2 protein-coding genes are annotated in these 772 nt (G+C 62.0%); one reads left to right on the top strand and one right to left on the bottom strand.

The features are described 5' to 3' along the window. Positions 1-4 precede the first annotated feature (4 nt). A complete protein-coding gene (locus VQ02_RS36500) occupies positions 5-253 on the bottom strand; it encodes a hypothetical protein (protein WP_083469599.1) in 249 nt (82 codons plus the stop codon). Between the two features lie 201 nt (positions 254-454). Between VQ02_RS36500 and VQ02_RS33515 the strand changes: the two genes are divergently transcribed. Continuing rightward, on the top strand, positions 455-772 hold a 318-nt coding region (locus VQ02_RS33515), incomplete at its 3' end, for a P-II family nitrogen regulator (RefSeq protein WP_048448603.1).

Raw genomic sequence — 772 nt, 5'->3', positions numbered from 1 at the left:
ATGTCTAGGTGATGATTATTGAACGTAATAGTTCAGTGTGTATTATTTTTTTTTTTTTAAAAGAAGAAGACGCAATACGAGTTTTCTCCCTTTCTCGGGGGCTCGGAGATGTGAAAAAGAGACACCCCCGGGCCCGCTCGGCCACCGCCGCCCCGGCGCGCTGCATCAGCACGCTGCCCGGCGTGCCGGCCGCGATCGCCGCGGCATCCGCCCGCCGCATCTCGTCGGTGGTGAGCAACTCGGTCCCTGCCATCGCGTCATACTCCGAGAAGCGCCCGAGCGCGCCAGCTGTGCCGCGGCACCGGGCTTCAGAACGGCGATTGCGCAACAAACGCGCAGAAATTGCCTATTTATTGATCATTCCCAGTCCGGTCCGGGGAAATCCCCCGTGGCGGTCGGCGCAGCGCGATGCTAGGAATGCCGCCGGAACCGTTGCAGACCAGGCCCGCCCGGCATGAAGAAGATCGAAGCGATCATCAAGCCCTTCAAGCTCGACGAGGTGAAGGAGGCCCTGCAGGAGGTCGGCCTCCAGGGCATCACGGTGATCGAGGCCAAGGGCTTCGGCCGCCAGAAGGGCCATACCGAGCTCTATCGAGGCGCCGAGTACGTGGTGGATTTCCTGCCCAAGGTGAAGCTCGAGATCGTGCTGCCCGATGCGCTGGTGGATGGCGCCGTCGAGGCGATCCGCAAGTCGGCTCAGACCGGCCGCATCGGCGATGGCAAGATCTTCGTCTCCTCGATCGAGGAAGCCATCCGCATCCGCACCGGCGAG

The sequence above is a fragment of the Methylobacterium variabile genome (assembly GCF_001043975.1).
GTDB lineage: Bacteria > Pseudomonadota > Alphaproteobacteria > Rhizobiales > Beijerinckiaceae > Methylobacterium > Methylobacterium variabile.
Note: the sequence above shows the minus strand (reverse complement) of the source record. Positions and strands in the feature narration are given on the sequence as shown.